Source organism: Micromonospora sp. NPDC047644 (assembly GCF_040704315.1).
Classification (GTDB): Bacteria; Actinomycetota; Actinomycetes; order Mycobacteriales; family Micromonosporaceae; genus Micromonospora.
In genome coordinates, this window is sequence record NZ_JBEYSY010000002.1 from 270,815 (window position 1) to 295,278 (window position 24,464).

Consider the following 24,464-nt stretch of genomic DNA (forward strand, 5'->3'; position numbering starts at 1 on the left):
ATGTTCTGGGCCTGGGCACGAGTGGTCGGCGGGGTGGGTCTGCTCGCCGTCCTGCTGTGGCAGGTGGGCAGCGGCCCGTTCCTCGCCGGAGTGCGACTGATCGACGCGCCGGCGTTGGCGGCGGCGCTGGTCATCGGTGTGCTCACCACGGTCTGCGCGGCGTGGCGGTGGAGCCTGGTCGCCGGTGGCCTCGGCGTACGCCTGCCGCTGGCGACCGCTGTGGCGCACTGCTACCGGGCCGTCTTCCTCAACGCCACACTGCCCGGCGGGGTGCTCGGCGACGTGCACCGCGCGGTACGCCACGGCCGCGACGCCGGTGACGTCAGCCGGGGCATCCGCGCGGTGGTCTGGGAACGCGCCGCCGGGCAGGTGGTCCTGGTCGGGGTCGCGCTGGTGGTGCTCGCCGCCTTCCCGTCCCCGGTCCGCCCGTACCTGCCGGTCGCCGCCGCGTTGCTCGTCGCCGGTGGGCTGGCCGTGGTGCTGGTGGCCCGGGTCCTCCCGAACGGTGGCGGGTCGCGCTGGGCGACGGCACTGCGCACCGCCGTGGCGGACGTACGGTCGGGGCTCCTGGCGCGGCGTACCTGGTTCGGAGTGCTGGTCGCCTCGGCCGTGATGGTCGCCGGTCACCTCGCGACCTTCCTGGTGGCGGCGCGCACCGCCGGATCGGACGCCCCGCTGTCCCGCCTGCTGCCGTTGACGTTGCTGGCACTGCTCGCGATGGGCCTACCGTTGAACGTGGCCGGCTTCGGGCCACGCGAGGGGGTGGCGGCATGGGTGTTCGGCGCGGCCGGCCTCAGCGCGGCCGAGGGCGTCGCCACCGCCACCGTCTACGGCGCACTGGTCCTGGTGGCCAGCCTGCCCGGGGCTGCCGTGCTGCTGGCCCGTCGACGTCGAGTTCCCCTCGCCGCCCGGGAAGCCGCCTCCGGCGGCGGATGTTGAGTCGGTTGTGAGACGGTACGCGTCGCCGGACGACGGTGGCGCCGGACAGAGGAGTCCCATGCCCGAAGCATTGCCCGTTGCCTCGATCCGCACGCAGGTCACGGTGCCGTTGGCGTTTCCGGACGGCTACACCACGACGGCCCGGGTGTTCACCTTCAAGGGCCTGGTGGACGGTCGGGAGCACCTGGCCCTCGGCCTCGGCGACTGGGCGGGTGCCCTGGACCGGCTCAGCGCCGGGGGAGCAGCCCCGCTGGTCCGCCCGCACAGCGAGTGCCTGACCGGCGACGTGTTCGGCAGCCAACGCTGCGACTGCGGTCCGCAACTGCGCGAGGCGGTGCAGCGCATCGCCGAGACCGGCGGTTTCCTGCTCTACCTGCGACAGGAGGGCCGGGGCATCGGCCTGTACGCCAAACTCGACGCGTACGCGTTGCAGGACGCGGGGTTGGACACCTACCAGGCCAACGTCGCGCTGGGCCGGGGCGAGGACGAGCGGGACTACACCGTCGCCGCGCAGATGCTGGCCACGTTGGGTGTGCCGCGGGTCCGACTGCTCAGCAGCAACCCGGACAAGGCCGAGCAGTTGACCCGGTTGGGCGTGGACGTCGCCGAACGGGTGCTCACCAGCGTCTTCCTGTCGCCGGCCAACGCCGGCTACCTGGCGGCCAAGGCCGCCAAGGCGGCGGAGGTCGAGGCGGTCGAGGCGGCGGATGTGCTCGCGGGTCGTACTCCTGAGCGGCCCGTCTCCCGATGAGTTGGCGGCCGGGGCCCACGCGGCCGTACGTGCTGCTGAGTTGTGCCGCCTCGATCGACGGGTACATCGACGATGCGTCCGAGCAGCGGTTGCTGCTGTCCAACGAGGAGGACCTGGACCGCGTCGACGCGGTTCGGGCCAGCTGCGACGCCATCCTGGTCGGCGCCGGCACCGTCCGGCGGGACGACCCTCGGCTGCTGGTGCGCTCGCCGAGCCGCCGCGCCGAGCGGGTGGCGGCCGGTCGGCCCGCCTCACCGACCAAAGTCACCCTGACGGCGCAGGGTGACCTCGACCCGACCGCCCGCTTCTTCACCGCCGGGGATTCGGCCCGGCTGGTCTACTGCGCCACGGGCGCGCTGGAGAAGACCGAGGAGCGGGTCGGGCGGCTGGCCACCGTGGTCGACGCCGGTGAGCCTGTCGACCCGGGGTGGCTGCTGACCGACCTGGCCGCGCGGGGCGTACAACGGTTGATGGTGGAGGGCGGCGGGACGGTGCACGCCCAGTTCCTCGCCGCCGGCCTCGCCGACGAGCTGCACCTGGTGGTCGCCCCGTTCTTCGTCGGTGACGGTCGGGCGCCCCGGTTCGTGGGGGAGGGCCGCTTCCCCTGGCACCCGGGCCGCCGCGCCCGCCTGGCCGAGGCCCGCCAGATCGGCGACGTGGTCCTGCTCCGCTACGCCCTCTCCGACCGCTGCCCCACCGCCGCCGACGGCGAGCCCGCCACCCGCCCTATGGGGTGAGGGGGCGGGGTTATCCGCTGGACGGTCAACCGGCGGCACGCGAGAATCCCGGAATGTCCGTGCCGCCCCTGTCCCTCCTGCGCTGGCAGTTCGACCTGACGTGGTCGCTGTTCGAGTACCATCTCGAGCGACTCGACTCGGCGGACTACCTCTGGGAGCCGGCCGCCCACTGCTGGTCGGTGCGGCAGAGCACCGACGGCACCTGGACCCCGGACTGGGCCGACACCGAACCCGACCCGGTCCCGGTGCCGACCATCGCCTGGCTCACCTGGCACCTGGGCTGGTGGTGGACTGTGACGATGGACCATCTGCGGGGGGTGCCAGCCCGGCAGCGTACGGCCGTCCTCTGGCCGGGCGCGGGCGAGCCGAGCGTCGCCTGGCTGCGTGGCCTGCGTACCGAATGGCTGGGTCTGCTCGACCAGATCGGCGACAGTGACCTCGACCGCGTCGCGACCTTTCCCTGGCCGGACGCGGCCGACCACACCGTCACGCACACCATCGGTTGGGTCAACTCCGAGCTGATGAAGAACGCCGCGGAGATCGGGCAGCTCCGGCTGCTCCGCGCCGCACTTGCCGATCCGGACGCTCCGATCCGACCGTGAGCCACCCGGGGGGCTCCATCGTGCGCCGCGCCGGCCGCCCGCTCGACGACACATCCGCCCGACGACGGTGACCGACGCGTTCCGCGAGATGGGAGGCGGGGTGCTCGAAGCCCGGTGTGTCGAGTGCGACGCGGAGCTGCCCGTCAGCGCCGGTCGGGGGCGCCCGCGCCGCTACTGCTCCCGGAGCTGTCAGGCCCGCGCCTACCGGAGACGTCGCGAGCACGGCCCCACCAGCGGCCCGCGTCGAATTCGGGACCTGCCCGCCCCGACCGGCGGCGACCCGCGCCACCGGTTGGTCGCCCTCGGGGTCGAGCTGGCGGACGCCGGCGGCCTGGACGCCGTCTCGCTGCGGGTCCTCGCCCAACGCGCCGGCCTGCCCGCCCACGGCGTGTACCGGCATGTCCGCAACCGGGCCGACCTCCTCGCCGCGATGGCCGAGCAGATCGCCGCCACCGGCGCGCCCGGCACCGCGCCACTACCGCGCGACCCGCGCCAACGGCTCGAACGGTTGGCCGGGGACGAGTGGGCGATGTACCGCCGCCATCCCTGGCTGCTGGCGATCCTCGCCACCGACCGGCCGCCGACCGGACCGGCGGTACTCGCCATGGTCGACCGGGTGGTGGCGGCGTTCACCACCGCCGGATACGCACCGGCCGAGGCGTTCCGCGCCTACCTGGCGCTCAGCGGTTACGTCCAGGGGATGGCCCTGCTGATCAGGCGTGACCCCGGGGACGCCACCTACCACGCCTGGTGGTCGGCGACCCGCACCCGGCTGGAGCGGACCGGCCGTACCCGGGACCGACAGTGGCTGACCGCGGCCGGACAGACCAGACCCGACACCGACCTGGACACCTGGTTCCAGTTCGGTCTGCGCGGTCTGCTCGACGGTCTGCTGGGCAGCCCCGCTCGGTAGGCTGACCGGCGTGCCGAGACTGGAGACGATCACTCAGGACAATGTGGAGGCCGCCTGCCAGGTGAGCGTGCGGCCCGACCAGGAGAAGTTCTCGTCTCCGGTTGCCTGGTCCCTCGCCGAGGCGTACGTGCAGCCCGAAATCGCGTGGCCGCGTCTGATCGTCGAGGATGACGAGATCGTCGGCTTCCTGATGGGCTTCTTCGACATCGTGTGGGATCCGGCCCGGTCGGACGAGAGGCGCTCGGGGCTGTGGCGGCTGAACATCGCCGCCGAGCACCAGGGCCGCGGGTACGGCCGCTTCGCGGTCCAGGCCGTCCGCGGCGAGGCCCGCCGACGTGGGCACGACCGCGTCCACACGACGTGGAAGCCGGGGCCGGACGGCCCGGAGCAGTTCTACCTGAAACTCGGGTTCCAGCTCACCGGGGAGACCAGCGAGGACGAGGTGGTGGGCGTCCACTCCACCCACTGACCGACCCCGTCGGCCACCCCGGACCGAGTGATCAGCGGTGCGGCGTGGCCTGCGTACGATGCGGGGTCGAGTTCCCCTCGTCGCGGCGGAGGTATCGGGCAATGGCAGGCCAGCACGAGGGCTACGCCCTCGGCATCGACCTCGGCACCTCCAACACCGTCGCGGTGCTGCGCTGGCCGGACGGGCGGACCCGTCCGCTGCTGATGGACGGTCAACCGCTCAGTCCGTCCGCCGTGTACGCCGACCCGGACGGCACCCTGCACACCGGCTGGGACGCCCGCCGGTTGGCGCAGGCCGACCCGGCCCGGTTCGAGGCGAACCCCAAGCGTCGGGTGGACGAGCCGACAGTGCAGCTCGGCGACCGCGCGTACCCGCCGGCCGACCTGCTGGCCGCGGTGCTGGCGGCGGTCGGCCGGGCAGCCGTGGGCGCTGTGGGTTTCCTGCCACCGGCAGTGGTCACCTGCCCGGCCGCCTGGGACGCGACGCGGCGGCAGGTCCTCGCCGACGCGCTGCTGCGGGCGGGCTGGCCGCAGGCGGCGGAGCACACCCTCGCCGGGCCGACGCCGCCGGGCACCCGGCTGCTGCGGGAGCCGGTAGCCGCCGCCCGGTACTACACGCAGGTGCTGCACCGCCCGGTGCCGGTCGGCGGGGCGATCGCGGTGTTCGACTTCGGTGGCGGGACGCTCGACGTCGCCGTGCTGCGCAACGAGGGCGCGGACCCCTGGGGTGACTCGGGCTTCAGCGTGGTCGCCGACGGTGGCCTGCCCGACCTGGGCGGCCTGGACCTCGACGCCGCGCTGGTGCGGCGGGTCGGCGAGCTGGTCGGTGAGCGGCACGCCGGGCAGTGGGACCGGCTCACCCGACCGGCGGATCCGGCGCAGCGCCGCGACCAGGTCCGGCTCTGGGACGAGGTACGTGGGGCGAAGGAAACCCTGTCCCGGTCTTCTGTCGCCCCGGTAGCGGTGCCCGGAGTGGCCGAGACGATCCAGCTGACCCGGGCGGACGTCGAGCGGGTGGCCACGCCGCTGCTGCGCCGGGCGGTGCAGCGGGCCCGGGAGGTCATCGCCGCCGCCGGGCTGCGCCCCGACCAGCTCGACGGGCTGTTCCTCGTGGGCGGGTCGTCACGGATCCCGCTGGTGGCCCGCATGCTCCACGCCGAGCTGGGGATCGCGCCGACGGTGCTGGACCAGCCCGAGCTGCCGGTGGCCGAGGGCGCTCTGACCGACCTGCCGCTGCGCAAGCCGCTCCCGGCGTACGCGGGACCGCCGCTCGCACCACCTCCGGTGAGCCCGCCCGCGTCACGTCCCGTGAGCCCGCCGATGCCGAGCCCCGTCAGTGCGCCCGCGCCCGCCGGAGCCCCCGCGCCGGTCGTACCGTCGCAACCCTGGCCGGGATCCACCCCGCCGGCGGGCCCGCCCCCGGGGCCGGGCCTGGCCGGCGCCACCCCGACCCCGCCGGCCGGCGCGACCCGCTGGCCCCGGGCGCGCTGGCTGGTGCTCGGCGCGGCGCTGGCCCTGGCCGGGGTGGCCACCGCGGCGACGCTCTACCTGACCCGGGACCGCTACCCGGATCTGGAGTTCGCCTCGCTGCGCGAGCTGTCCCGCCTGTCGGCCGGCCCCGAACGGCCGCTCGACATGTGGACGGCGGTGCTCGACGACCGGGCCTACCTGGCGTTCGCGCTGCCGGACGACCGGCTGGAGGTGGTCGCCGTCGACGCGGGCAACGGCCGCGAGTTGTGGCGCCAGCAGACCGACGTGCGGGCCGACGACTGGGAGGCGATCGTCGCCGTCCCCGGGGCGGTCGCGGTCCTCGCCGACGCGCCGGGCGACAGCACCCCCCGACCGCTGGCCGTCCTCGACGGCCGCACCGGCGAGCAGCGCTGGCAACGCCTTCTGCGGGGTGACGACGACGTCTACTTCGCCGACGACACGGCGGTGCTGGTGGACCGGACCGCCGACGAACTGGTCGGTCTGCGCCTGACCGACGGCTCGGCGAAGTGGACCGAGCCCAACCCCCGCGGCCAGTACGCCGGTGGCCGTACCGTGGTCCGCCCGGTCGGCACCGACGCGGCAGCGGGCGGACCGGCCTTCCTCGACGGCACGCCCCGCGACCCGTGGACGGGCAAGGGGCGGCGACTCGTCCAGGTGGGCGCGGACCGGTCGGTGCGGCTGCTCGACATGGCATCCGGCGCGGTGCTGCGGCAGTGGGGCAGCGTCGCCGACCTCGACGACCTGGTGGTCGCCCACGAGGACCGCCTGTACGTCGCCGCCAACGAGGGTGGTTACCAACTGCTCGCGTACGACCTGAACTCCGACGCCGAGCCGGTGGTGCTGCACCGTTCCGGCAACGACGAGTACCGCCCGAAGGAACTGGTGGCCTGCGGTGAGCGGCGGGCCTGCCTGTTGCAGGTGCCGAACAACGACGTCGCCCGCACCGAGGTGGTGGCGGTCACCGAGGGTGAGCGCATGGTCAGCTGGTCGGCGCCGGGCGTGACCGCTCTGGTTCCGTCGGGTGAGCAGGTGCTCGCCCAACGGGAGCTGCCGGAGCCGACCGTCACCGTCTTCGACGCCGCCGGCAAGCCGGTGCTGCGGGACCGGGGCGGAGTGGCGGTCCGCCTCGACGCGGGCAACCTGCTGGTCTTCGCCAAGGCGCCCAGCGTGGTCGCGGACAACCGGGTGCTGGCCGGGGTGTGGGCCGAGTCCGGGGAGGTCCACGAGTTGGGTGAGCTGAAGGATGTGCGCAGCTCCTCCTGCTCGTGGAACACCCGCGTGATCGCCTGTGGCGCGGAGAAGGACTTCGTGCTGTACGGCTTCACCGACGACTGACAGTCGACGGCCCACCGGTCGGCTCGTACGATGCTCCGGTGAATCTTCGAGGTACGGTCCGCGCCGATCGTCCGCTGGTGGTCCTCGCCGTCGGGGAGGAGGCCCGCTACCTGCCGCCCGAGCTGCCGGTCCTGCTCACCGGCATGGGCAAGGTGAACGCCGCCAGCGCGGTGGCCGCGGTGCTGGCCGCCGGGCCGCGCCCCGCCCTGCTGCTCAACCTGGGTACGGCCGGCGCGTTGCGCCCCGGGTTGGCCGGCATCCACGAGGTGGCCACAGTGCTTCAGCACGACCTGGACACCGACCTGCTGCGCACGCTCACCGGCGAGACCTACGGGGCGCCGCTGTCGCTGGCCGCCGAGGGCGTGGTGCTCGCGACCGGTGACACCTTCGTGGCCGACGACGCGGAGCGGGACCGGTTGGCGCGGCGCGCCGACCTGGTCGACATGGAGGGGTACGCGGTGGCCTGGGCCGCGGCGCAGGCCGGCGTGCCGTGCCGGCTGGTCAAGCAGGTCAGCGACGAGGCCGGCGACGGCGCCGCCCGGAGCTGGCAGGAGTCGGTGGACGCGTGCGCCCGGGACCTCGCCGAGTGGGCCGCCCGACACGTCGCCTGAGTGGGCCGGGTCAGTCGCCGGGTTGCCGGAACCGCAGGCCCGGCGTGGTCTCCCGGGCCGCTCCGGGGAGCAGGACGTGAGCCGCCAGCGCCACCGCCACGGCCAGGGTGACCAGCACCGGCGGCCAGTGACCGACCCAGGGCAGCACCAGCAGCGGCAGAGCCAGGCAGCCCATCCGCCACCACGGCAGCTTCGTCGACACCAACAGGGTGAACAGCGCGCGGCCGATCACGAACAGGATCGGACCGCCGATGATCAGCAGGAGCCACCGCGCCGGTGTCGTCCCGGTCGGCTGCGAGACGACCAGGTCGAACGCGGCCGCCGTGCCGACCACGCCGGCCAGCATCACCAGATGGGTGTACGGGGCCACCCGCGCCGGCCGGCCCGCCCTCGCCCCGGCTTCCAGCAACTCGCCGGCCCGGAAGACGTAGACCTGCCACATCAGCAGCATGACGGCGAACGCGCAGAACAACGAGGTGACCCGGACGCCGTCGAGGTCGGTACGGCTGACCCGCATGGTGGGCACCAGGATGATGTCGCCGAGCGCCAGGATGACGAACTGCTGGTAGCGCTCGCCCAGGTGCCCGGTGGTCCGCTCGTACTGGTCGATCGGCACCCGGCCCAGTCGGGGTGTCGGGTAGCGGGCCGCCGCGGAGAGCAGGTCGATCGCGATGGCGATGACCCAGAGCGGCCAGTTCACCTCGCCGGTCACCGCGCCGGCGACCCAGAAGACACCGGACACCAGGAACCAGAACAGGAACCGGGCGGCCCGGATCGTGGCCACCCGGTGGCGCTGCCGTTGCAGCGACGTGATCAGGATGATGCCGCGCAGCACGTGCGTACCGACGTACGCGACCGCGAAGATCAACGCGTGTCCGTCGGTGACCATCGGCAGGGACGCCGCCATCCCCACCGAGCCGACCATGGCGATCATCAGGATGTACTGGATGGGGCGCTGCTGCGGGTCGTAGAACTCGGTCGTGGTGGCGGTGACCGACCAGGTCCACCAGATGGCGGTCAACATCAGCAGCACCTTCGCGCCGCCGGACCAGGAGAGGTGCTCGGTCAACAGCGTCGACGTCAGTGCGAGGGCCGCCACGAAGACCACGTCGAAGAGCAACTCCAGCAGGGTGGCCCGGGTCGACCCGTCCGGCCGGCGTACCAGTGCCGCGGTGCCTCCGGTGCTCATGCCGGGCCTCCCGCCCTGTCTTAAGAGGATTATCGGCGGTGCCGGCGCGGCCCGTCCCCGGATCGGCGATTCCCGCCGGCCGGGGAAGCGGGCGGCCGGAGGTTGCCAGGGCGTCGGAGGCCGGGCGATGCTTGACCGCATCCAATAATCTCGATCTCTTCGGAGGTTCGGATGCGCCGCTCCCCGCTGGTCGCCCTCGTCCTGACCGCCCTGCTGCTCGTCGCGCCCGGCGCGGCGCAGGCCGCCGTCCCCGACCGGGCCGCCGCGCCCGCCGCCGACCCGACGGCCACGCTGACCGGGGTACGCACCGCGGGCACCGCCTGGGGTCTCGACCCCGCCACCGGCCGGATGACCCTCACCGTCGACGACACAGTGGCCCCCGGCGAGGTGGCCGCGCTGCGGGTGGTGACCGACCGGGCCGGCGTGCTGCTGCGCCGCGAACCCGGAACGCTGCGCCCCCTGATCGCCGGCGGGCAGGGCATCTACGGCGGCGGTGGCGCGCGCTGCTCGCTCGGCGCGAACGCGCGCAGCGGCAGCACCTACTACGTGATCACCGCAGGGCACTGCACCGCCGCCGCCGCCACCTGGTACGCCGACAGCGCCCAGACCACGGTGCTCGGCACCCGCACCGCGACCAGCTACCCCACCAACGACTACGGGCTGATCCGCTACACCGGCCGGATCGCCCACCCGAGCGCGGTCTACACCTACCCCGGCCTGCTGACCATCAACGGCCCCGCCAGCGCGTACATCGGTCAGGCGGTGTGCCGCAGCGGCAGCACCACCGGCGTGCGCTGCGGCACCGTCACCGGTCTCAACCAGACCGTCAACTACGCCACCGGCGTGATCTACGGCCTGATCCGCACCAACATCTGCGCCGAGCCGGGGGACAGCGGCGGACCGCTCTACGTGGCCTCCACCGGCAGGATCATCGGCATCCTCTCCGGCGGCACCGGCAACTGCACGGCCGGCGGCACCACCTACTACCAGCCGATCGCGGAGGTGTTGGCCGCGTACGGGCTGACGGTGCCCTGACCGGCGGGACACCGCTTGCCCGCCCCGCGCGGGACACCTAGGCTCGGCGACGCCCAGCACCCCCGCCGCGAGGACGTGTGCCCGATGCCGACCGCCCCCCGACCTGACCAGCCGAGCGACCCGGCCGGCCTTCCGTCGATCGAGGTGGCAGCGGTGGGGGAGACGATGGTGGTGCTCTGCCCCGCGCCGGGGGAGCCGCTGGAGCACGCCGAGCGGGTCGCCGTCTCCGTCGGTGGGGCCGAGTCCAACGTGGCCGGTTACCTGGCCCGCCTGGGACACGTGACGACCTGGGTGAGCCGGGTCGGCGACGACCCCTTCGGTCGGGCCGTCGTCCGGCACGTCGCCGCCGCCGGCGTCCGCGTCGACCAGGTCTGCGTGGACCCGGCCGCCCCCACCGGCCTGTACGTCAAGGACCCCGGCCCGGAGGGGACCGCCGTGCACTACTACCGGGCCGGGTCGGCGGCCGCCCGGATGGACCCCGCCACGCTGGCCGACCCGGCGCTGGCCGGTGCCCGGGTGCTGCACCTGTCCGGAATCACCCCGGCGCTCTCGGCGTCCTGCCGGGCGCTTGTCGAGCACGCGGTGACCGACCGGCCGCTCGCACCGGCGTTGGTCAGCTTCGACGTCAACCACCGGGCCCGGCTGTGGTCCGCCGAGCAGGCCGCACCGGTGCTGCGCGACCTCGCCAACCGCTGCGACCTCGTCTTCGTCGGGCAGGACGAGGCGGAGACCCTCTGGGGCACCACCGACCCGACGGCCGTCCGAGAGTTGTTGCCCGATCCGCGGACCGTGGTGGTCAAGGACGGCGCGGTGGGCGCCACCGCACTGGTCCGCGACGCCGAGCCGGTCTTCGTGCCCGCGCCCCGGGTGAGCGTGGTGGAGCCGGTCGGCGCCGGAGACGCGTTCGCCGCCGGTTACCTGGCCGGGCTGCTCCGCGACCTCGACCCGGTGCGACGGCTGCGCCTCGGCCACCTCGTCGCGGCCCAGGCGTTGACGAGCAGCGGCGACAACGCCCCCGTACCGCCGTGGGCCTGGTTCGAGAAACTCGTCGACGCCCCCGCCGACGCCTGGTCGCCGCTCGACCTGACCCACCCGGGGGCGACGACCTGAGCCGGGCCGCCGGGTTGCGACCCGACCAGCAGCAACAGTCCCACCGCGACATCGGATGGAGTGCACCATGACCACACCGGACTTCGATCACATCTTCGGCGGCGCCCGGGTGATGGCGATCCTGCGCGGCCTGCCGGTCGCCGAGACCGTTCGGCTCGCCGAGCGTGCCTGGGACCTCGGCATCGACGTGGTGGAGGTTCCGGTGGCCACCGCCGACGCGGTGCCGGCGCTGCGGGCCGCCGTCGAGGCGGGCGCCGAGCGCGACCGGATCGTCGGCGCCGGCACCGTGCTCGACGTCGAACAGGTCGCCGCGGCGGCCGACGCGGGCGCCCGGTTCACCGTCGCGCCCGGCCTGGACCTCGCGGTCGCCGACGCCGCCGCCGCGCGTGGCCTGCCACACCTGCCCGGGGTGGCCACCCCGACCGAGGCCCAGCAGGCACTGCGGCACGGCCTCACCTGGCTCAAGGCGTTCCCCGCGATCTCCCTCGGGCCGGCCTGGTTCAAAGCCGTCGCCGGTCCGCTGCCGCAGTTGCGCTTCGTCGCCACCGGCGGCCTGGACGCCAGCAACGCCGGCGCGTTCCTGCAAGCAGGCGTACGCGTCGTAGCCGTCGGCTCCGCACTCTCCGACCCCACCCAGCTAGACGCCCTAGCCACCCTGACCCGCCCCTCCTCCTCCTAACCCCTCCCGCCCCCGCCCTCCCGCCCCCGCCCTCCCGCTCTCGCGCCTCCCTCGCTCTCGCGCCTCCCTCGCTCCCGCGCCTCCCTCCCAGCGTCGATCTTGCAGTTACTGTCGTCGATCCGTCCCGATTCGCGACTTTGGTCACGACAGAAAGTGCAAGATCGACGGGGCAGGGCGGGGCAGGGCGGGGTCGGGGCGCGTGCGGGGCAGGGCGGGGTCGGGGCGCGTGCGGGGCAGGGCGGGGTCGCGGGCGGGGCGCGGGCGCGGCAGGGTGCGCGGGGGCGGGAAGGGCGGGGGAGCGGGGGAGCTCGGGGGTGGCGGGCTGGGGTGGCGGGGTTGCGCCATGGCGTAGGTGCGTCGGGGGCGGGGCGTGGTTGGGGTGGGATTTGCGTCGATGCTGTGGTGCGTACCACTTCTCGACACAAAGAGGTCATCGTGGCTCTGTCTCACCGGCGCCGCCGATCCGGGCTGATCGCCCTCGGCGCCGCCCTCAGCCTGGCGGCCGGGTTCACCCCACCCGGCGCGGGAGCGTCCGCCGCCCCGCCCAACGAACCCGACCGCGCGGCGGGCCTTCCCCCGGCCGCGGCCGGGCGCGCGGCCACCGTCACTCTGATCACCGGTGACACGGTCACCGTCACCACCGCGGCGGACAGCAGCACGGTGTCGACAGTGCGCCGGCCGGACGGCAGCACCCCGAGTTTCCACCGCACCGTGCGCGACGGCGACACCTACGTCTACCCGGACGCCGCGCTGTCCTATGTGACGAGTGGCGTGCTGGACCGGCAACTGTTCAACGTCACCGACCTCATCGCCGACGGTTACGACGACGCGCACACCGACGCGCTTCCGTTGATCGTCACGATGACCGACGCGGCGGCCCGCAACCGCACCCGCCCTACGGTCGAGGGCGCCACGCTGGTTCGCCAGTTGGACAGCGTGCAGGGCGCGGCGCTGACCCGTCAGCGCGCCACCGCCGACCGGTTCTGGACCGCGCTGACCGCTGGTTCGACGGCCCGTCGTGCGGGTGCCGCCCCGACCTTGGCGAACGGCATCGCCAAGGTCTGGTTGGACGGTCGGGTGCACGCGGACCTGGCCGAGTCCACCGCGCAGATCGGCGCTCCGAAGCTGTGGGCCGAGGGCAACACCGCGACCGGTGTCGACGTCGCGGTGCTCGACTCGGGTGCGGACGCCGAACACCCGGATCTCGTCGGTCAGATCGTCGAGTCCAGCAGTTTCGTGCCGAGCGAGCCCGACATCCTCGACTACAAGGGCCACGGCACGCACGTCGCCTCGACCATCGCCGGCACTGGAGCCGCTTCCGGTGGCACCGAGCGGGGCGTCGCACCGGGTGCCCGGCTGCACATCGGCAAGGTGCTCAACAGCGAGGGCAGCGGACAGGACTCGTGGATCATCGCCGGCATGGAGTGGGCGGCCCGTGAGCAGAAGGCCCGGGTGGTCAGCATGAGCCTGGGCGGTGAGGCCACCGACGGCAGCGACCCGATGAGCCAGGCGGTCGACCGACTCAGTGCCGAGACCGGCGCTCTCTTCGTGATCGCGGCCGGCAACAGCGGCCCGGCCAGCATCGGCAGCCCGGGTGCCGCCAACTCCGCGCTCACGGTGGGCGCTGTGGACAACACCGATCACCTCGCCGACTTCTCCAGCCAGGGGCCACGCGCCGGCGACGGCGGGCTCAAGCCCGAGATCACCGCCCCGGGCGTGGACATCCTGGCGGCCCGCTCGCACCTCGTGCGGGGCGGCTCCGGCGACTACACGCTGATGAGCGGCACGTCGATGGCCACCCCGCACGTGGCCGGTACGGCCGCGCTGGTCGCCGCCGCGCACCCGGACTGGACGGGTCAGCGGATCAAGGAAGCGCTGGTCAGCACGGTCAAGGCCACTCCCGAGCACACTCCGTACCAGGCGGGTGCCGGCCGGGTCGACGCGGTCGCCGCCGCGCACGCCACCGTCTTCGCCACCCCGAGTGCCTACTCCGGCTTCCAGGCGTGGCCGCAGCAGCCGGGCATGAGTGTCGACCGTACGGTCACCTACACCAACCTCGGCAGCGCGTCGGTCGACCTGCGGCTGGCCGTCGACGCGGCCACCGCGCCGGCCGGACTGTTCGCGCTCTCCGCCGACCGGGTCACCGTGCCCGCGGGCGGCACCGCCACCGTGACGGTGACCGCCGCGTACGACAAACTGCCGGTGGAGAAGCAGGTCAGCGGCATGATCGTCGCCACCGACGACACCGGTGCGGTGCGCGGGCGCACCCTGATCGGCGCCGGCAAGGAGGGGCAGCGGCAGAACCTGACGCTGGTCGCCAAGGACCGCGACGGCAAGCCGCTCGTTGGCAAGGTCATCCTCACCGCCGACACCCTCTTCACCGCCGTCGACCTGCCCGAGAGCGGCACCGCCATGCTGCGGCTGCCGGTGGGAAGCTGGAACGGTTGGATCTCCGCGGACGTGCGCGGCGTGCACGGGCCGCACTCCAAGGGCATGGCGATGCTCAGCTTCACCGACGTGAACCTGGACCGGGACCGCACCGTCACCCTGGACGCGCGCGCCGCCCGACAGGTGCAGGCCCGGGCGCCGCAGGAGGCCACCGCCAGCGCCCTGCGGATGGACATCCACCGGTCCACGAAGAACGGTCTCACCGAGAGTCAGGTGCTGCCCGACGACTCGTACGACAGCATGTGGGCGTTGCCGACCAGCCGTCCGGTGACCGACGGCGAGTTCGAGTTCGGTGCCCGGTGGCGTCTGGAGCAGCCGGCGTTGACCGTTTCGGCGGGCGGTCGCTCGTACGACGATCTGTTGGTGAAGCGGGCGACTCCGGCGCTGCCGGCCGGCCGCCGTCAGCTGGACGCGGTGTACGTCGCCGACGCGTCGGCGGCGGGGCTGGCCAAGCGGCCGGTCCGGGACCGGGCCGTGGTGGTGCGCCGCAGCGACAGTGTGGACATCGCCGCCCAGGCGCAGGCCGCCGCTGCGGCCGGGGCGAAGCTGCTGCTCGTCGTGAACGACGGCATCGGTCGGCTCCAGCCGTGGGACGAGTTCGCGTGGGGCCCGGAGAGCCCGGCCCCGGTGACCGTGGCGACCCTCGGCGCCGACGAGGGCAACCAGCTCATCGCCGCGCTGGAGCGGGGCGCGGTGCGCCTCGCCGTCGAGTCGCATCCGGAGACCACCTACCTGTACGACGTGGCGCACCACTGGACCGGTACCGTGCCGACCGACCTCACCTACCGACCCACGAAGCGGGACCTGGCCCGGGTCGACGTGGAGTTCCGCAACTACCGGCCGGGCAAGGCGTTGGAGTTCCGCACCGACATCTGGCGCGGCTGGGCGTCGAGCAACCAGGAGCCGGCACCGGCGCAGGGCCGCCGCACCGACTGGGTGAGCGCCGACCAGCGGTGGGTCGACGACGCGTTCATCGCCGGCGAGACCGGTCAGCACCTGATGGCGGCGACGACGTACCCGGCCGGCAAGCCGAGCGCCGTCACCTGGTTCGGGCCGATCCAGCGCCCCCGGATGGGCGGGAGCTACACGCCGGTCCGCTACCTGGACACGGTCTACCTGCCCGCGCCCGGTTGGGGAGATGGTGGCGGCCACATCGGTGAGGCGTACGCGAACTACGACATGGTCAACCGGACCACCCTCTACCAGGGAGACAAGGAGCTGAACTGGGGGAACGCCGAGTACCTCCAGGTCTCCGGGCTGGCCGCGCAGCGACTGCCGTACCGGCTGGTGGTGGAGAACGACAGGGCCGCGTGGACCAACCCGTACTCCCGGCAGACCCGCACCGAGTGGGGCTTCAGCTCGGCAGCCACCGGGGAGGAGTCGGCCGCGGTGCTGCCGATGATCCAGCTGGACTACCAGGTGGCCATCGACCGGGACGGGAAAGCGTCGCGGCGGGCACCGTTGACCGTTGTCGCCTCGCACCTGCCCGACGTCCCCGGCACCATCGGCGCGGTCACCGTCGAGGTGTCCTACGACGACGGGGCGACCTGGCAGAAGCAGCGGCTGACCCGGCACGGCGACGGCTGGCGCACCTCGCTGGCCGCACCGGCGAAGGCCGGCTTCGTGAGCTTGCGTACCACCGCGCGGGACACCGCCGGCAACACCGTGAGCCAGAACATCACCCGGGCGTTCGGCCTGCGCTGACGCCACAGCCGCCGGTCGGGGTGCCCCGCGCACCCCGACCGGCGGCCGTGCCCGCTTCAGCGCGTGGTCGCCGCACGGTCCAGAAAGAGCAGGCGGGCACGCTTCTCCGGCAGCTCGATGAGCGGCCCGGGTTGGAACCCGGTGCGCAGGAACCTGTCGATGGCACGATCGTTGCGAGCGTCCGGCTCCATCACCACCCGCCGTCGGGTCGGGTCGGCGAGGACGAAGTCGAGGATCGCGCCAAACAGCGCGCCGGTGAAACCCCGCTCGACCGTGACCGGCGGCCCGATGAGCAGGTGGACACCGACGTCACCGGGGCGTACGTCGTAGCACTCGCCGACCGGGTCGGCCTCGGGCTGGTAGGTCTGCGCCAGCGCGGACGGCACGCCGTCGCGGTGCACCAGGTACGCGTGGTGGGTGCTCAGCGAGTCCAGGTACGCGTAGATCTCGTGCACCCGCTCGCGGCTCGCCTCCCGCATGCCCCAGAAGCGGGCCCGCTCCTGAGTCACCCACCCGTGCAGCAGGTCGACGTCGTGGTCCGGTCGCACGGCGCGGATGGTGACCACCCCGAACCCGGTGACCTCACTGCGGTAGTGCTGCTCGTCAGTGCTCATCTGGCTCCTCGACGAGCTGGTCCCAGTCCGTGCCGACCGGCAGCAGGTCGCCGGCCAGCCAGGCGGCGCTCTGGTCGTCGTGGTGCGGGTCGCCGGGCACCCCGCAGGCGCCCAGGGGGACCACCCAGCGGCTGTCCGAGCGGCGGGCCAGGTCCCAGACGAAGCGCGCCGCCGGCCCTCGGAAGCACCAGTGGGTGACCCCGGGCACGCTGGAGGTGGCCAGCACGCAGTCGTGGTCCCCGTCGAGCCGGGGGCCGGGCCCGGTGTCCGGGCCGGGCAGGGCCCGCCACGCCGCCAGCCGGTGCAGGTCACCCCAGGGCGGCGTCGAGGCCGCCGCGTCGGCGACCTCCTCGGCCGCCGCGCGTACCAGCGCGGCGATGTCCACACCGGGCAACGGGCTCGCGCCGAGCAGGTGCTCCAGCGCGTGACCGACCCGCGGCGTCAACGCCAGCCAGGGCGCGAACACCTCGGGGTGCGCGGGCAGTTCGGCCAACGCGGCCAGCGCCGGGTGGGCGGCGATCCGGCGTACGACAGCCGCCCGCAGCATGGCGTAGGCCGCCGCGTCGGTGCTGTCGGCGGCCATCCGGCGATCCCAGCGCAGCAGTCGTTCCCGCAGCGCGGCGGCGGCCGGACCGAGCCCCGTCGACTCCGCGAGGAACGCCAGCAACGGCCCGGCCGCGCCGAGGTACGTGTCGGTGTGCACCGCCGCCATCTCGTCGGCCGTCCAGACCGGACGGGCGTCGAGCAGCTCGGCGATGCGCCGCGCCCGGTGCGGTGGGGCGAACTCCACCCCGAGCGGTGCCGCCAACCCACGCTCGTTGGCCATCACCGCCCGACCGTGCACCTCGGCACGGGGCATCGGCGCGTGCCAGCCCTGCCAGGCGTACGCGGCGTCCCAGCCGGGGACCACCCGCCGGCCGTTCTCCGGGTGCCGGACCGGCACCGCCCCGGCGACCCGGTGCAGCAGCCCTCCGGCGGTGTCCGCGGCCTGCACCACGTTGACCGGTTCCACCCAGTGCCGCAGCGCGTGGTCCACGTCGGCCACGGTGCGGGCGCGCAGCAGCTCCGGCAGCGTCGCGAAGCCGAGGTCACCCCGCACCCGGGGCGGATAGCGCAGGCTGACGGCACTCTCGTCGTCCGGGCCACCGGCGATCACCGGACCACGGTCGGTCTCCACCACCTCGACCTCGACCGGGTCGGCCCCGGCCACCTCGATCATCTCGACGTGGCGGTGCGCCGTGCGCCAGCCGTCCGGGCCGAACGCCTGGACCCGGGGGCCGTCGCGGCGCAGCCGTTCCGCGTACACGTCCTGGTAATCGGCCATGGCGTTGGTGATCGCCCAGGCCACACCGCCGGTGTGCCCGAAGTGCGCGATGCCCGGCACGCCCGGCACCGCCAACCCGACCACGTCGTACTCTGGGCAGGCCAGCCGGATCTGCTGGTAGACGCCGGGATCCTCGATGAACCGGTGCGGATCGCCGGCCAGCAGCGCGGCCCCGGTGCCGGTGCGCTCGGCGGCCAGCAGCCACCCGTTGCTGCCGGCCACGGCCGGCCCGTCGGTGGCGAAGCTGTCGACCGCGTCCGGTCCGAGCCGCTGCGCCACGTGCTCGCGCCAGAGCTTGCCGGGGAACCCGGCGAACAGGATGTGGTGGCCCAGCCAGACCGCGAGCGGCGTCCACGGCTCCCACCGACCCGGGCTCAGCCCGGTGGCGGCGAACTCCGGTGACCGGGCCGCCCCGGTGTCGAGAGCGGCGTTGACGCCGTCCACGTAGGCGCCCACCCACTCGGCGGTCGCCGGGTCCAGCGAGGCGTGGCAGCGGCGTGCGGTGTCGTCGAGCCGGACCTGCCGGACGAACCGGTCCCAGCCGAGCGCGTCGGGCCCGAGGAACGCCGCGCTGGTGCCCCGGGCGCGGTGCCGCTCCACCTCGATCTGCCAGGCCCGGTCGTACGCCGTCACCCGGCCCTGCGCCACCGCCAGCGCGAGCGGGTCGGCGGCCCGCAGGTGCGGCACTCCCCACGGGTCCCGGAAGCGTTCCGCGTTCGCGCCACCGCTTCGCGGCGGCGCGAACGCTTTGTTGCTGTGCTTGCTGGTTCGCTCGCTCTGCTCGCTCATGCCGGCTCCGGGGCCAGGGTGGTGGCGCGGCGTCGGGCGGCGGGGACGACCAGCGGGGTGCCGGTCTCGGGGTCGTCGATCACCCGGCAGGGGAGGCCGAAGACCTCCTCGACCAGCGCGGCGGTGACCACCGACGCCGGCTCCCCGGCGGCCACCACGCGTCCGTCGCGCATGGCGATCAGGTGGGTGGCGTAGCGGGCCGCGTGGTTGAGGTCGTGCAGCACCGCGACGAGGGTGCGGCCCTGTTCCTCGTGCAAGCGGGCGCAGAGGTCCAGGATCTCGATCTGGTGGGCGATGTCGAGGTACGTGGTCGGCTCGTCGAGCAGCAGCAGGGGTGTCTGCTGGGCCAGCGCCATGGCGATCCAGACCCTCTGCCGCTGCCCGCCGGACAACTCGTCCACGGCCCGGTCGGCGAGGTCGTCGACCCCGGTCGCGGCCATCGACTCCTCGACCACCCGCTCGTCCTCGCGGGACCACTGCCGCAGCAGCCCCTGATGGGGGTAGCGACCCCGGGCGACCAGTTCGGCGACGCTGATGCCGTCCGGCGCGATCGACGACTGCGGCAGCAGGCCGAGCGTTCGGGCCACCGTGCGGGACGGCAGGTCGTGAATGTCCCGCCCGTCCAGCAGCACCGCGCCGGCGCTGGGGCGCAGCATCCGGGACAGGGCGCGCAGCAGCGTCGACTTGCCGCACGCGTTCGGGCCGATGATGACGGTGAAGGACCGGTCGGGCACCGCCACGGTCAGGTTCTCGGCAACGGTGCGCTGGTCGTAGGCGAGGGTCAGCGCGGTGCCGCCGAGTCGGGAATCGCCGGGTCGCATGGGTGCTCCTTCGAGGGCGTCACTGGTGTTCACAGCCGGCCCGCCCGACGTTCCATCGCCAGCAGCCAGACCAGGTAGCCGCCGCCGATCACGCCGGTCACCACGCCGACCGGGAGTTGGTGCCCGGCGAACGCTCGTTGCGCCACCAGGTCGGCGCCGACCAGCAGCGCCGCGCCGACGGCCATCGACGGCAGCAGGTTCGGACCCGGGGCCCGGGTCAGTCGTTTCGCCACGTGCGGGGCGACGAGCGCCACGAAGGACACCGGCCCGGCGGCGGCCGCCGCGAACGAAACCAGCAGCACGGCGGCGGCGAGCAGCACCAGGCGCAGCCGGCGTACCGGCACGCCCAGGGCGCTGGCGGCGTCGTCGCCCAACTCCATCATCCGCAGCGCCGGGGCGCAGCCGACGAGCACCAGCGGCGCCACCACGACCAGGACGGCCAGCAGCGGCCCGGCGTTGGCCCAGCCTCGCCCGTCCAGGCTGCCGGTGAGCCAGAGGACCGCGCGGGCGGCGTCCATCAGCGGCGCCCGGGTCAGCAGGTAGCCGTTGACGCCGGTCAGGATCGCGGACACACCGATGCCCACCAGGATGAGTCGGTAGCCGTGCACCCCGCGCCGCCAGGCGAGCGCGTAGATCACCAGGCCGGTGCCGAGACCACCGACGACCGCCGCGCCGGCCAACGCCAGGCTGCCGCCACCGAGGACGACCACCACCAGCGCCCCGGTCGACGCGCCCTGGGTGAAACCCAGAATGTCCGGGCTGCCCAACGGGTTGCGGACCAGCGACTGGAAGACCGTGCCGGCGAGCGCCAACGCCGCCCCGACCAACAGGGCGGTGACCAGGCGGGGCAGGCGCAGCTCGAGCACGATGAACTGCTCCGCCACAGTGCCACCGCCGGTCAGCGTGCGCAGCACGTCCGCCGGCCCCATCGGGTAGTCACCACTGCCCAGGGCCACCAGACCGAACCCGGCCGCGAGCACCGCCGCGCCGGCCCCGACACCCAACGCGCGGGGCCGAAACCGCAGCGACAACCCCCATGAAGTACGTACGACGCTCACGGTTTCGCCACCGGTCGGCGGGTGACCAGCCACAGGAAGAGCGGGCCGCCCAGTACGGCGGTCACCATGCCGACCTGGAGTTCTCCGGGGCGGCCCAGCACTCGGCCGAGCACGTCGGCGCCGAGCAGCAACGCGGGTGCGAGCACCGCGCAGTACGGCAGCAGCCAGCGCAGGTCCGGGCCGGTCAGGGCGCGGACCAGGTGTGGCACCAGCAGCCCGACGAAGACGATCGGTCCGCACGCGGCGGTCGCCGCGCCGCAGAGCAGGGTGACGGCGACGATCACGGCGGCGCGGATCAGCGCGGGTCGGGCGCCGAGGGCTCGCGCCGCGTCGTCGCCGAGCGCCAGCGCGTTCAGCGGACGGGCGGCACCGAGCGCGACCAGCAGGCCGACGACGATGAACGGCAGCACCCGGGTCACGGTCGCGGAGTCCGCGCTGGCCAGTGAGCCGACCGTCCAGAAACGCAGCCGCTCCAGCGACGCGGTGTCCAGCAGCATCACCGCGCTCACGTAGGAGTAGAGGGTGGCGTTGAGCGCCGCCCCGGCCAGCGCGAGCCGGGCCGGGGTCGCGCCGCGTCCGCCGCCGACGGTGTAGACGAGCGCGGTCACCGCCGCCGCGCCGAGCAGCGCGAACCAGACGTACCCGCCGACGGCGGTGACGCCCAGGAACGCGGCGGCGGTGGCGACGGCCGCGGACGCGCCGGCGTTGATGCCGAGCAGCCCGGGGTCGGCGAGTGGGTTGCGGGTGAGGGCCTGCATGACAGCGCCCGCCACACCGAGTGCGGTGCCGGCGAGCAGCCCGAGCAGGGTGCGGGGCAGGCGCATCCGGTGCACCACCGCGTACTCGGTGGCGTCGCGGTGCAGCAACCCGGACCAGACGTCGGCGAGCGGCATGGCCTTCGCGCCGACCGCGATGCTGAGCAGCACGATCACCGCGAGCAGTGCCACGGCGGTGACCAGGCCGGCGGCGCGGGCTGCCCGACGGCCACGCCGGCTCGGGGGTGCGGCCGTCGCCCTGGCCGGCACGGTCGGTGCCGGTCGGGTGACGGTGGGTGTGGCGTCCAGTGTGGGCTCCGGGGTGGTGGCGACACGGCGTACCGCTGTTGACAATGACCGAGGTTAGGCTAACCTAACCCCGCTGCCCTGGTCGACCCCGGCCAACCCTTGATCGAAAGACAACACCATGCCCGATGCCCTGTCCGCCCGCCGCATCTCCCGTCGTGGCCTGCTGGCCGCCGGTGGTGCCGCCACCCTGGCCACCCTGCTCGCCGCCTGTGGCAAGGACGACGCCGCGAAACCCGCCGCCGGCAACGGAAGTGGCCCCTGGTCGTTCACCGACGACCGCGGCACGAAGGTGGAGGCCGCAGCCCGTCCGACCCGCGTGGTGGCCTTCACCGGAGTGGCGGCGGCCCTGATCGATTTCGGTCTCGACAAGCAGCTCGTGGGCGTCTTCGGTGAGACCAGGCGCGCCGACGGCACGGCCGAGGCGCAGGCCGGCGACCTCGACGTCGAGAGCGTCGAGATCCTCGGCAACGTGTGGGGCGAGTTCAGCCTGGAGAAGTACGCCGCACTGCGCCCCGAACTGCTGGTCACCCACATGTACGACCCGGACGCGCTCTGGTACGTGCCGGACGAGAGCAAGGCCAAGATCCTCCCGCTGGCGCCCAGCGTGGCGATCACCACCGCCCGGGTGCCGATGACCAAGCCCATCGAGCGGTACGCGGCGCTGGCCGAGTCGCTCGGCGCGGACCTGTCCGCTAAGAAGGTCACCGACGGAAAGGCCCGCTTCGAGGCCGCCGCCGAGGCGGTCCGACAGGCGGTGAAGGCCAACCCCGGGATCACGGTGATGGCCTGCTCCGGCAGCCCCGACCTCTTCTACGTCTCCAACCCGAAGGTCAGCACCGACCTGATGTACTTCGCCGAGTTGGGCGTCGACATCGTTGTCCCCACCAAGCTCGAAGCCGGCGACTACTTCGAGGCGCTGAGCTGGGAGAGCGCCGGGAAGTTCCCGGCCGACCTGATCCTGTTGGACAACCGCGGCACCGCGCTTCAGGCCAAGGACCTCACGGCCAAGCCGACCTGGCAGCAACTGCCGGCGGTCAAGGCCAACCAGGTGAGCCCGTGGGACGCGGTGCCCCGCTTCTCGTACGCCGGCTCCGCACCGCTGCTGGAGAACCTCGCCACCGCCATTCGGAACGCGAAGAAGGTCAGCTGACGAACACCACATCCCCGGGCGCACCGCCGCGCCCGGGGTGGGTTCCGGCTGCCCTCGTCCAGAACGTGGAAGGACTACCAGTGACCGTGCCGACGTACCCCGTCGAGACCATCACGCCGCCACCGGCGTCAACCGCCGCGCGGGCCCAGCTGCTGCACGGCGGCTCGGTCGAACAGTACCGCCGGACGATCGCCGACGGCGTCGACCGGGTCGCCCGCCGGGTTGCCACAGTGGACCGTCCCGGCACCGGAATCACCCCGGTCGAGCTGGCCCCTCTGGTCGACCGGGTGGACCTGGACCGGCCGCTGGGCGACGCCGCCGCCGCCCTGGACGAGCTGGAGAACGTCTACCTACGCGACGCCGTCTGGTTCCACCACCCCCGCTACCTGGCCCACCTCAACTGCCCGGTGGCCATCCCGGCACTGCTCGGTGAGGCGGTGCTCACCGCCGTGAACTCCTCGCTGGACACCTGGGACCAGAGCGCCGGGGCCACCCTCATCGAGCGCCGGCTGATCGACTGGACGGCCGAGCGGATCGGCCTCGGTCCCCGCGCCGACGGCATCTTCACCAGCGGCGGCAGCCAGTCCAACCTTCAGGCGCTGCTGCTGGCCCGGGAGGAGGCGTGCGCCGACGCCATCGGCCCGGAGGCGCGCGCCGACCTGCTGCCCCGACTGCGCGTGCTCACCTCCGCGGCCGGTCACTTCAGCGTGCAGAAGTCGGCAAAGCTGCTCGGCCTCGCCCCGGACGCGGTGATCGCGGTACCCACCGACGGCCGGCGACGGATCCGGCCAGCCGCCGTCCGCGACGAGATCGCCCGGTGCCGGCAGGCCGGGCTGGTGGTGATGGCCGTCGTCGGCACCGCCGGCACCACCGACTTCGGCTCGATCGACCCGCTCACCGACCTGGCCGGGATCTGCGCGGCAGCCGGCGTGTGGCTGCACGTGGATGCCGCGTACGGCTGCGGTCTGCTCGTCTCGCCGACGCGCCGGCACCTGCTCGACGGCATCGAGCGGGCCGACTCGGTGACCGTGGACTTCCACAAGTCGTTCTTCCAGCCGGTCAGCTCCAGCGCGCTGCTGGTCCGCGACCGGCGGACGCTGCGGCACGTCACCTACCACGCCGACTACCTCAACCCGGCGCGGATGGTGGAGCAGCGCATCCCCAACCAGGTCGACAAGAGCTTGCAGACCACCCGCCGTTTCGACGCGCTGAAGCTCTGGCTCACCCTGCGGGTGATGGGCCCGGACGCGCTCGGCGGGCTCTTCGACGAGGTCGTCGACCGGGCCGTCGACGCCTGGCGACTGGTCAGCGAGGACCCGCGCTTCGAGGTGGTGACCCGCTCGGAGTTGAGCACCGTGGTGTTCCGCTACCTGCCCACCGGCCCCGGCCGTGAGTTGGCCGACGCCGCCAACCTGCACGCCCGGGAGGCCCTCGCGGCGTCCGGTCTCGCCGTGGTCGCCGGGACCCGGGTGGACGGCCGGCACTTCCTGAAGTTCACCCTGCTCAACCCGGAAACCACGGTCGACGACGTCGGGTACGTGCTCGACCTGATCGCCACCCACGCCGGTCAGTACGTGCACGACCACGTCGACGCCGGCCTGACCTGCCACGTCGGCTGACGCCGGTGACCTC

Annotated in this window: 20 protein-coding genes; 14 read left to right on the forward strand and 6 right to left on the reverse strand. The window is 73.8% G+C overall.

Translation table 11 applies throughout. The features are described 5' to 3' along the window. From AB0877_RS04440 to AB0877_RS04475, 8 genes are all read left to right on the forward strand, one after another. Window positions 1-939 (forward strand): lysylphosphatidylglycerol synthase transmembrane domain-containing protein, encoded by a 939-nt coding sequence (locus tag AB0877_RS04440; RefSeq protein WP_366606572.1) that lies wholly within the window; start codon window positions 1-3, stop codon window positions 937-939. 58 nt (window positions 940-997) lie between these two features. After that, entirely contained in the window at window positions 998-1,690 is a 693-nt protein-coding gene (gene ribA / locus AB0877_RS04445; RefSeq protein ID WP_366606574.1) for a GTP cyclohydrolase II, read from the forward strand. Beyond that, window positions 1,687-2,427, forward strand: coding sequence for a dihydrofolate reductase family protein (locus AB0877_RS04450; RefSeq protein WP_366606576.1), 741 nt, complete (start codon window positions 1,687-1,689; stop codon window positions 2,425-2,427). The genes ribA and AB0877_RS04450 overlap by 4 nt, the downstream gene beginning before the upstream one ends. Window positions 2,428-2,480: 53 nt before the next feature. Further along, window positions 2,481-3,029: a DinB family protein gene (locus AB0877_RS04455; protein ID WP_366606578.1), complete on the forward strand. Its 549-nt coding sequence runs from the start codon at window positions 2,481-2,483 to the stop codon at window positions 3,027-3,029. 67 nt (window positions 3,030-3,096) lie between these two features. Then, the gene (locus AB0877_RS04460; protein WP_366606580.1) at window positions 3,097-3,942 is read left to right on the forward strand and encodes a TetR/AcrR family transcriptional regulator; all 846 of its coding nucleotides are present in this window, start codon (window positions 3,097-3,099) and stop codon (window positions 3,940-3,942) included. A 10-nt stretch (window positions 3,943-3,952) separates the two neighbouring features. Then, window positions 3,953-4,411 carry a GNAT family N-acetyltransferase gene (locus tag AB0877_RS04465; RefSeq protein WP_366606582.1) on the forward strand — a complete coding sequence of 153 codons (459 nt, stop codon included), beginning with the start codon at window positions 3,953-3,955 and terminating at the stop codon, window positions 4,409-4,411. Window positions 4,412-4,512: 101 nt separating this feature from the next. Then, a complete protein-coding gene (locus AB0877_RS04470; RefSeq protein WP_366606584.1) occupies window positions 4,513-7,236 on the forward strand; it encodes an Hsp70 family protein in 2,724 nt (907 codons plus the stop codon). A gap of 38 nt (window positions 7,237-7,274) precedes the next feature. Continuing rightward, window positions 7,275-7,847 (forward strand): nucleosidase, encoded by a 573-nt coding sequence (locus AB0877_RS04475; protein WP_366606586.1) that lies wholly within the window; start codon window positions 7,275-7,277, stop codon window positions 7,845-7,847. Window positions 7,848-7,857: 10 nt separating this feature from the next. Here AB0877_RS04475 and AB0877_RS04480 read toward each other — a convergent pair whose 3' ends face one another. Beyond that, window positions 7,858-9,036, reverse strand: coding sequence for a low temperature requirement protein A (locus AB0877_RS04480; RefSeq protein ID WP_366606588.1), 1,179 nt, complete (start codon window positions 9,034-9,036; stop codon window positions 7,858-7,860). A gap of 171 nt (window positions 9,037-9,207) precedes the next feature. Here AB0877_RS04480 and AB0877_RS04485 point away from each other — a divergent pair, with 171 nt between their 5' ends. The 4 genes from AB0877_RS04485 (at window position 9,208) to AB0877_RS04500 (ending at window position 16,012) form a co-directional block, all read left to right on the forward strand. After that, window positions 9,208-10,071 (forward strand): S1 family peptidase, encoded by an 864-nt coding sequence (locus tag AB0877_RS04485; RefSeq protein WP_366606590.1) that lies wholly within the window; start codon window positions 9,208-9,210, stop codon window positions 10,069-10,071. Window positions 10,072-10,155: 84 nt separating this feature from the next. Further along, a complete protein-coding gene (locus AB0877_RS04490; protein WP_366606592.1) occupies window positions 10,156-11,181 on the forward strand; it encodes a sugar kinase in 1,026 nt (341 codons plus the stop codon). Between the two features lie 67 nt (window positions 11,182-11,248). Then, window positions 11,249-11,860: a bifunctional 4-hydroxy-2-oxoglutarate aldolase/2-dehydro-3-deoxy-phosphogluconate aldolase gene (locus AB0877_RS04495; RefSeq protein WP_366606594.1), complete on the forward strand. Its 612-nt coding sequence runs from the start codon at window positions 11,249-11,251 to the stop codon at window positions 11,858-11,860. Between the two features lie 435 nt (window positions 11,861-12,295). After that, window positions 12,296-16,012: a S8 family serine peptidase gene (locus AB0877_RS04500; protein WP_366606596.1), complete on the forward strand. Its 3,717-nt coding sequence runs from the start codon at window positions 12,296-12,298 to the stop codon at window positions 16,010-16,012. A gap of 56 nt (window positions 16,013-16,068) precedes the next feature. On the opposite strand, the gene AB0877_RS04505 is transcribed toward AB0877_RS04500, so the two are convergent. From AB0877_RS04505 to AB0877_RS04525, 5 genes are read right to left on the reverse strand one after another with little or no spacing between them, the layout of a single operon-like run. Further along, on the reverse strand, window positions 16,069-16,626 hold the full coding sequence (locus AB0877_RS04505; protein WP_366606598.1) for a GNAT family N-acetyltransferase: 558 nt from the start codon (window positions 16,624-16,626) through the stop codon (window positions 16,069-16,071). Next, a complete protein-coding gene (locus AB0877_RS04510; RefSeq protein WP_366606600.1) occupies window positions 16,616-18,739 on the reverse strand; it encodes a penicillin acylase family protein in 2,124 nt (707 codons plus the stop codon). Before AB0877_RS04510 ends, AB0877_RS04505 begins: the two co-directional genes overlap by 11 nt. After that, the gene (locus tag AB0877_RS04515; RefSeq protein ID WP_366606602.1) at window positions 18,736-19,560 is read right to left on the reverse strand and encodes an ABC transporter ATP-binding protein; all 825 of its coding nucleotides are present in this window, start codon (window positions 19,558-19,560) and stop codon (window positions 18,736-18,738) included. The genes AB0877_RS04510 and AB0877_RS04515 overlap by 4 nt, the downstream gene beginning before the upstream one ends. Before the next feature lie 29 nt (window positions 19,561-19,589). Next, complete coding sequence (locus tag AB0877_RS04520) at window positions 19,590-20,618, reverse strand: iron chelate uptake ABC transporter family permease subunit (RefSeq protein ID WP_366606603.1); 1,029 nt, start codon at window positions 20,616-20,618, stop codon at window positions 19,590-19,592. Continuing rightward, window positions 20,615-21,565: an iron chelate uptake ABC transporter family permease subunit gene (locus AB0877_RS04525; RefSeq protein ID WP_366607092.1), complete on the reverse strand. Its 951-nt coding sequence runs from the start codon at window positions 21,563-21,565 to the stop codon at window positions 20,615-20,617. Before AB0877_RS04525 ends, AB0877_RS04520 begins: the two co-directional genes overlap by 4 nt. Before the next feature lie 235 nt (window positions 21,566-21,800). On the opposite strand from AB0877_RS04525, the gene AB0877_RS04530 reads away from it, so the two are divergent. Together AB0877_RS04530 and AB0877_RS04535 are read left to right on the forward strand one after the other, a co-directional pair. Further along, the gene (locus AB0877_RS04530) at window positions 21,801-22,832 is read left to right on the forward strand and encodes an ABC transporter substrate-binding protein (RefSeq protein WP_366606605.1); all 1,032 of its coding nucleotides are present in this window, start codon (window positions 21,801-21,803) and stop codon (window positions 22,830-22,832) included. Between the two features lie 80 nt (window positions 22,833-22,912). Further along, entirely contained in the window at window positions 22,913-24,451 is a 1,539-nt protein-coding gene (locus AB0877_RS04535) for an aspartate aminotransferase family protein (protein WP_366606607.1), read from the forward strand. Window positions 24,452-24,464 lie beyond the last annotated feature (13 nt).

Bases quoted from the DNA above. Each gene is read 5' to 3' on its own strand.
- AB0877_RS04505 (WP_366606598.1), bottom strand. From the start codon at position 16,626: ATGAGCACTGACGAGCAGCACTACCGCAGTGAGGTCACCGGGTTCGGG.
- AB0877_RS04470 (WP_366606584.1), top strand. From the start codon at position 4,513: ATGGCAGGCCAGCACGAGGGCTACGCCCTCGGCATCGACCTCGGCACC.
- AB0877_RS04510 (WP_366606600.1), bottom strand. From the start codon at position 18,739: ATGAGCGAGCAGAGCGAGCGAACCAGCAAGCACAGCAACAAAGCGTTC.
- AB0877_RS04455 (WP_366606578.1), top strand. From the start codon at position 2,481: ATGTCCGTGCCGCCCCTGTCCCTCCTGCGCTGGCAGTTCGACCTGACG.
- AB0877_RS04495 (WP_366606594.1), top strand. From the start codon at position 11,249: ATGACCACACCGGACTTCGATCACATCTTCGGCGGCGCCCGGGTGATG.
- AB0877_RS04440 (WP_366606572.1), top strand. From the start codon at position 1: ATGTTCTGGGCCTGGGCACGAGTGGTCGGCGGGGTGGGTCTGCTCGCC.
- AB0877_RS04480 (WP_366606588.1), bottom strand. From the start codon at position 9,036: ATGAGCACCGGAGGCACCGCGGCACTGGTACGCCGGCCGGACGGGTCG.
- AB0877_RS04490 (WP_366606592.1), top strand. From the start codon at position 10,156: ATGCCGACCGCCCCCCGACCTGACCAGCCGAGCGACCCGGCCGGCCTT.
- ribA (WP_366606574.1), top strand. From the start codon at position 998: ATGCCCGAAGCATTGCCCGTTGCCTCGATCCGCACGCAGGTCACGGTG.
- AB0877_RS04515 (WP_366606602.1), bottom strand. From the start codon at position 19,560: ATGCGACCCGGCGATTCCCGACTCGGCGGCACCGCGCTGACCCTCGCC.
- AB0877_RS04450 (WP_366606576.1), top strand. From the start codon at position 1,687: ATGAGTTGGCGGCCGGGGCCCACGCGGCCGTACGTGCTGCTGAGTTGT.
- AB0877_RS04485 (WP_366606590.1), top strand. From the start codon at position 9,208: ATGCGCCGCTCCCCGCTGGTCGCCCTCGTCCTGACCGCCCTGCTGCTC.
- AB0877_RS04530 (WP_366606605.1), top strand. From the start codon at position 21,801: ATGCCCGATGCCCTGTCCGCCCGCCGCATCTCCCGTCGTGGCCTGCTG.